General features: G+C 45.2%; 8 protein-coding genes and 1 pseudogene. 6 read left to right on the forward strand and 3 right to left on the reverse strand.

The genetic code is table 11. The features are described 5' to 3' along the window. The first annotated feature begins 102 nt into the window (after positions 1-102). Positions 103-813 (forward strand): hypothetical protein, encoded by a 711-nt coding sequence (locus QUA47_RS29765; protein WP_333433466.1) that lies wholly within the window; start codon positions 103-105, stop codon positions 811-813. Between the two features lie 73 nt (positions 814-886). On the opposite strand, the gene QUA47_RS29770 is transcribed toward QUA47_RS29765, so the two are convergent. After that, the gene (locus tag QUA47_RS29770; protein WP_333433467.1) at positions 887-1,102 is read right to left on the reverse strand and encodes a hypothetical protein; all 216 of its coding nucleotides are present in this window, start codon (positions 1,100-1,102) and stop codon (positions 887-889) included. A gap of 83 nt (positions 1,103-1,185) precedes the next feature. Between QUA47_RS29770 and QUA47_RS29775 the strand changes: the two genes are divergently transcribed. Both QUA47_RS29775 and QUA47_RS29780 read left to right on the forward strand, forming a co-directional pair. Next, positions 1,186-1,902: a methyltransferase domain-containing protein gene (locus QUA47_RS29775; protein WP_333433468.1), complete on the forward strand. Its 717-nt coding sequence runs from the start codon at positions 1,186-1,188 to the stop codon at positions 1,900-1,902. Between the two features lie 57 nt (positions 1,903-1,959). Then, positions 1,960-2,280, forward strand: coding sequence for a hypothetical protein (locus QUA47_RS29780; RefSeq protein WP_333433469.1), 321 nt, complete (start codon positions 1,960-1,962; stop codon positions 2,278-2,280). Here the strand turns inward: QUA47_RS29780 and QUA47_RS29785 are convergent. Continuing rightward, positions 2,251-4,746 (reverse strand): ATP-binding protein, encoded by a 2,496-nt coding sequence (locus tag QUA47_RS29785; RefSeq protein WP_445302559.1) that lies wholly within the window; start codon positions 4,744-4,746, stop codon positions 2,251-2,253. The two genes, QUA47_RS29780 and QUA47_RS29785, sit on opposite strands and share 30 nt — an antisense overlap. A gap of 330 nt (positions 4,747-5,076) precedes the next feature. Here QUA47_RS29785 and QUA47_RS29790 point away from each other — a divergent pair, with 330 nt between their 5' ends. From QUA47_RS29790 to QUA47_RS29800, 3 genes are all read left to right on the forward strand, one after another. Beyond that, positions 5,077-5,202, forward strand: coding sequence for a hypothetical protein (locus QUA47_RS29790; RefSeq protein WP_333433471.1), 126 nt, complete (start codon positions 5,077-5,079; stop codon positions 5,200-5,202). 147 nt (positions 5,203-5,349) lie between these two features. Then, the gene (locus tag QUA47_RS29795) at positions 5,350-6,423 is read left to right on the forward strand and encodes a M14 family metallopeptidase (RefSeq protein WP_333433472.1); all 1,074 of its coding nucleotides are present in this window, start codon (positions 5,350-5,352) and stop codon (positions 6,421-6,423) included. 7 nt (positions 6,424-6,430) lie between these two features. Then, positions 6,431-6,574 carry a hypothetical protein gene (locus QUA47_RS29800; RefSeq protein ID WP_333433473.1) on the forward strand — a complete coding sequence of 48 codons (144 nt, stop codon included), beginning with the start codon at positions 6,431-6,433 and terminating at the stop codon, positions 6,572-6,574. Here QUA47_RS29800 and QUA47_RS29805 read toward each other — a convergent pair. Then, a pseudogene (locus tag QUA47_RS29805) lies at positions 6,538-6,665 on the reverse strand (IS1 family transposase); the annotation flags it as partial. The gene QUA47_RS29800 and the pseudogene QUA47_RS29805 overlap by 37 nt on opposite strands.

Here is a 6,665-nt window from a genome sequence, read left to right on the forward strand (position 1 = left end):
TGTCATATCACCAATGGCAAACACTTCTCTCTAATAGTAGCTTAAATTTACTCCATCCTTTCCTTCAGGGCACTACCTGATGACCAAGGTAACATCTCATTTGTGGGAGAGGGTGATAAAACAGTAGATGTTCACACAATTGAGAAAAGATTTAAAAGCCTGAAAATAAACTATGAGTGGAAGAGATTTCAAGACCTCAATAAGCTCCGCAATAAGATAGAACATTACTATACAGAGCAGTGGTCTAGCGCAGTTCGTGAAGTCATTGTCAAGTCATTTCTTATAATTCGAGATTTCATTAGTCAATATTTAGAGGAAGAACCGTTTGACCTTCTTGGTGAAGAGTGCTGGCAAACTCTATTAGAAACAGCAGAGGTGTACAAAGCCGAAGAGGAAAATTGTAGACAATCCTGGGATAAATTGGGCTTTAAAAGCTCGGTGTTAGAGCATATAGTAGAAAATATTAGATGTCCAGTCTGCCACTCAAATTTAATCAAAGCTCAAGAGAAATCTAATATTTTTCCCTCTTTGAGTTGTAGCTCATGTAGTAACTCTTTTGAGCTGAATGATGATGCTGAAGATGTAGATAGTTTTGCTCACTGTAACGATTGTGAAACGGAGTCATCGGTAGTGGAATTAGGGGACAAATGGATTTGCTTTTCGTGCCATAAAGTCCACAACGATAACGATGTAGGCTGCTGTGGATACTGTGATGCATTTATTGCTGGAAATTTAGAAGATAGTTTTTTATCAGGTTGCTTAATGTGTGAAGGTCAAATGGGACATTACATGAATTCAAAAGCATACGATTAAGGTGTCCCCAGTGGACACGGCATAACAACGCCCATGCACCCGACCGTTTAGAGGTAATCTGTTGACTCGCCCTTCAATTCGGTACGATCGCTCTCTTAATTTCTAGCGTTATTGTTCTGCCAAGAGTGCGATATCTGTCAAGGGCGATCGCACCCTCGCAAGTTGTAATTTGAACCGGATGCGAGTGAGGAAACCCCAAAACCTCGATTATTAAACGGGTTTTGGGGTTTTCTATTTTTTTTAGGGCGATCGAGCTTTTAGGATTCTTATTACTTTTGTTGGGCCCCAACCCAGTAAGTTTTGAAGCAAGGCGCTAAAATCCAATTCAGATAGCTATTAAAATACAGATTGCAAGCTTATTGGCTGTCCAGAATGCAAAATCAAGAGTCATCTATCGTTTTCGATCGAGAACGCGCTTCTTCCTACGACAAAAGATTCGCTAAATTGGCTCCGATGCGCGACGCACTTCATTTACTGATCGGCCTGGTACTTTCCGAACTTCCTGCAGATGCACGGATTCTCTGTGTCGGCGCAGGAACCGGTTTGGAATTGATTTATCTCGCGCAAACCTTTCCACAGTGGCAGTTTACTGCGGTAGAGCCTGCGGCACCGATGCTTGACCTCTGTCGTCAACGCGCCGAAGAGTGTGGTATCGCGTCACGTTGCACTTTTCACGAAGGCTATCTCGATTCACTGCCCGCATCGCACTCTTTCGATGCTGCGACTTGCCTTCTGGTTTCTCACTTCTTTATGCAACAAGATGAGCGGCGCAACTTTTTTAGTCAAATTGCTTCACGACTTTGCCCTAAGGGATATTTGGTCAGTGCGGATCTGGCTTCCGATATGTCTACTTCAGAGTACCAAAGCCTTTCCGAGGTTTGGCTGCGAATGCTGAGGTATGCCGAAGTGCCTGCTGAGGAGATTGAAAAGTTTCGTGATTCTTATGGTCGAAATACTGCTGTGCTACCGCCAATTGAAGTCGAATCAATAATTGCATCCAGTGGCTTTGATACACCTGTATTGTTCTTACAGACCCTTCTGATTCATGCCTGGTATGCTAGGCGAACACCACCCTCGCTAGAAGTGTAGTTATCAACAGCAGCCGAAAAATCTCGTGAAGTGGACTGACAAAAACCAAGTGTGAGGGTGCTTTCGTTTTCTGGAAGCCCCAGAACCGAGTCGCGCCGAAGAGCGATCGCAATACTCAATACCCAATACTTCAAAATTACCATTTGGTCGATTGCCCATCAATTCGGTATTGCGATCGCTCTCTTAATTTCTAGCGTTATTGTTCTGCCAAGAGTGCGATATTTGTCAAGGGCGATCGCGCTTCTAAGATTCTTACGGCTTCAGATCGAGCAGTTGGCGGTAATTGACACCCCGATCGATTATTGTACCGCCTCAGATTGTTTGAGGGCTGCACTGAACCCGAAATGGTTAAGATTCAGCAGCGATCGGGAATCCTGAAATTGTCTGTTGCCGAATGGGGATCTGAATCACAAACTTAGTGCCTGAGCCAGGTGTAGAAAAACACTTGATTTTACCGCGATGTTTTTCAGTAATGATGTGATAACTAATCGACATCCCCAAACCCGTACCTTTACCCATGGGTTTGGTGGTGAAAAAGGGGTCAAAAATGCGCTGCTTCACTCGGTCTGGCATACCGATGCCGTTGTCAGCGATCGCCACCTCCACCCATTGATTGTCGATCGCAGAAGTCCGAATCGTAATCTGAGCCGGGGTGTCTTTAAGCTCCTGATAGGAGCGTTTGGTATTCATGTCCTCAAGGGCATCCAAAGCATTCACCAAAATATTCATGAATACCTGATTGAGTTGTCCGGGGAAACATTCCACCTTGGGCAATGTGGCATAGTCTTTGATTACTACGACGGCTGGACGATCCGATCTATCTTTGATCCGGTGTTGCAAAATCAGCAATGTACTTTCAATTCCCTCATGAATATCAACATCTTTGAAGTCTGCTTCATCCATGCGAGAAAAGTTTCGCAACGAGACGACAATACCGCGAATTCGCTCGGTGCCTACCCTTATAGATGAAATTATCTTTTGGATATCTTCAGTGAGGAATTCCAAATCGATTTCCTCTGCCATTGCTTGCACCTCTGGATCGTTGCTGGGATGGCGCTGTTGATAGAGTTCTATCATCTGCAGCAGATTTTGGGTATATTCATCCAGGTGGGTGAGATTACCGTGGATGAAGTTGACCGGGTTATTTATTTCATGGGCAATTCCCGCAACCAACTGTCCCAAGCTAGACATTTTTTCGCTTTGGATAACTTGCATCTGGGCTTTTTTCAGTTCGTTTAGGGTCGTTTCCAGTTCTTTAGCTTGCGCAGTCGAGGAGATTGCTAATTCTTCGATCGCAGCAACCTGGGGCAGTGTTGTCCAGCAAGCAATTGCCACCCCCACAAATGCCAGCGTCATCAACACAATAATCAGCAGATAGGGATTCTTGGTTCCGGCTTCTACCCGCAGCCAGGAGCGAATCAGCCAACTGATCGTCGCTGTACCACAAATCAGCGCAATCAAAATTCCGACCTGAAGCACCACAAAGTATTCATTTTTAGGAGGAATTACTGGCTTGGTATGGAGTCGATCCCACCACGGTAAATGCAAAGATGCCCAAGGAATCCGCACAATCGCAGCGTCGATCGCTATCACTACTAACGGCAACAGCAATCCGAGACAAAAATCCATCCATCCCCAGGCAAAACCACCCACCACCAGGGAAATGAACTCCACCACCAGTAATGCTAAGGATAGTCGCCCCCAACGCACGACTGGATCGTTGCGCTGCATCCACAGCCCCAAGTGCAACCCCATGATAGAAATGAAAAAACTCACCCCTGACACCACGACAATTCGAGTGGTGTTGCCCCATACTAAAAATCCTAAACTACAGATAAAGGTTAGCAGCAGCGCGGGTTCTAGGGAACCTCGACGCGACACAGCGCCAAACACTGGAGACAACAGCCCATCCTGCGCGAGTTGGAAAAGGATGCGGGGCGTATTGCAAACGCTAGTCGCAGATCCCAACAAACAGCTAGCCGCAACCAGCAATGTGACTATGACAGGGGCAGCGTCTCCCCAGAAAGGCTTGGCAGCCACCAGGAATTTGCTGTACAAATTGCCTTCTAAACCGGGAGCGGTTGCCAACTGCACCAATACTAAATTGCCACCCACAAATACCAGAGGCATGAACCAGGCAACCCAAGACAGCGCCTTGAGGGTGTCTTTTGGGTGGAAACTGTCTGCTACAAAGGATGAGGCTGTATCACAGCCATAGAAGCTATAAGCGGCAAACAAGTACCATTTGAGCCAGTCCTTGACACTGATGGCATCAATGCTGCTGGGCAACAGTCCGGGGCTTTGGGGCGAAAAGGCAAGCCAGCCTAAACCCTGAACGCAAAAGAGGAATAAAAAGCCGATCGAAGGCAAGATAAAAAAGAGGTGCAGAATGGCGACGGCGCGGGTGCCACTGAATGCTAAAAAGTAAGCGATCGCAGTAAAACCGATCTCAAACACTTTTTCTGGAATACTCAGCCCCATCGGTTCTAAATGGAATTGGATCAACTCTGTGATGACGATCGCATTAATGGGCGGAAAGGAAACCCACCCCAAGAAGTAGGCAATCCCCAAGTAGCGGGAAAGGGCAGGGTAACGATGGAGCAATCGCGTGATGTAATTTGGTGTTCCTCCAGATACATCTGGATATTTCTCACCCAAACTCTGAACTTGAAGGTTAAACAGAATTCCGACGATAACACCAGGAATCCAGACCAACAGCGATGCGGAGCCAATTTCTGCTTGCATCGACGGCGCTAAGTTAAACCACATCAGATATCCAACAACACTAAGCCCCCAAGCTTCCGCAGAGGACATGGTGCGCCGGAGGCGATTCAGAAATGGCACACGATCTATTTCCATAACAAGCAGATAGGGGTAATCCTATTGTGATACAAGTGCAATTTTTACACTCAATAAAAAAACAAATACTTAGTCTTTTTTTCTAGTGATGAAAATTCTCAGATCGAGCTGATGTAGCGGTGAAAGATTGAGGCCATCAGTTGAGGTTGCTAGCGATCGCAATCTTGAGCACAACAACTCGTTGGAAGTGATATCTTGTACCAGTTCCACTAAGCCTTTCACGGGCGGGCTACAAGAGCAACGGCTTACAAGAAAATTCACGTTTTGTGGAACAGGCCGAAAAGCCTGTTAAGCGAGAATGGTGCAATATCTCAGTTGAAACGGACTCTATTGAGTCTTTTCACTTTGTTTAATGTGCCGTTAGCTAGCGATCGCAATACCCAATACTTCAAAATTAGCTGCGGTCGATCGCTCTTTAATTCGGTGCGATCGCTCCGTTAGTTTCTAGCCTTATTGTCCTATGGATAGTGTGATATTGGTTTGGGCGATCGAAGTGTTAGACCGCAACTACAGTATAATTAATAGTTATACGCTCTGAGTTATTTGTTGAAGCATAGTTGTAAGCTTACTGGTGGGTAATCAAGATTTATGAGCTATTCAGAAGCATTTTCACCCAACTACATTACGGCACGAGAGCGATTTCGAGCAGCATCTTCATCTGTCGGTTATCAGCACACTGCCTACCCAATCGATCAGGTTAGTCCAACTGGTGAAGAATTAACTATTGATGTGGCTATCGGTGGTTCTTCCAACCCACGACGATGTGTAGTCATTTCTAGTGGCTTGCATGGAGTAGAAGGCTTTCTGGGCTCTGCAATTCAACTTACCTTGTTAGAAAATCACCAACTACTCAGATCCTTGTCACCTGATATTAAGGTTGTATTTATTCATGCTCTGAATCCTTATGGTTTTGCAGGGCGACGACGTTGGAATGAAAACAACATAGACTTAAATCGTAACTTTTTATTGTCTAAAGAAGTTTTTGAGGGCAGCCCCAAGGATTATCCTAAATTCAATTCCTTTCTAAATCCCCTTTCACCTCCATCGCGAATCGAACCCTATATTCTTCAAGCTCTCTGGCTTATATTGAGATATGGAATGACCAGTTTGAAAAACACTTTTCCTGTAGGGCAATACGATTTTCCCAAGGGGCTTTTCTTTGGTGGTCATGCTCCATCCAAAACTCAAGAGATTCTAGCTAGCAATTTGGTCCAATGGATTGGCAATGCTTCAGAGGTAGTGCATATTGATTTCCACACAGGTTTAGGACGCTGGGGGACTTATAAGCTTTTGCTTGACGCATCTGCAACATCAGAATCTTGTTCAAGACTAGCTCAACGATTTGGAGCAGAAACAATAGAACCGAACAATACAGAAGGTGTGTCATATCCAATTCGCGGTGGATTAAAAACTTGGTGCCAAGCTCTTCTACCAGAGTGTCGCTATGATTTACTAACTGCAGAATTTGGCACTTACTCAACGATTAAAGTCTTGAAGGCATTGCGGGCTGAGAATCGTGCTTACTGGTGGGGTAAGTCACACCAGAGCTCTGAATGGACAAAAGACCAGTTGGTAGAAATGTTTGCACCTATATCTCGCAAGTGGCGAGAACAATGCTTAACTCAAGGACTTGATGTTTGTAAACGAGCCTTGATTGACTGAATGAGTTGTGACGGTAAGCGATCGCAATACCCAATACTTCAAAATTACCAGTAGCGCGATCGCCCTTCAATTCGGTGCGATCGCTCTCGGGGTTTCTAGCGTGGCGTTGCTGAATCAAGGTATGAATACTGCTGGAACGGGAACATCCTGAAATTTTAGGTAATCTATTAATAATTTAATAGAGTGCCTGAGCATTTCCGCGCACTTAGAATAACAAAGAGTCTTACGATGTAGTCTTGCCA

The organism is Microcoleus sp. MON2_D5, from assembly GCF_036701905.1.
In the GTDB taxonomy this organism is placed as follows: domain Bacteria; phylum Cyanobacteriota; class Cyanobacteriia; order Cyanobacteriales; family Microcoleaceae; genus Microcoleus.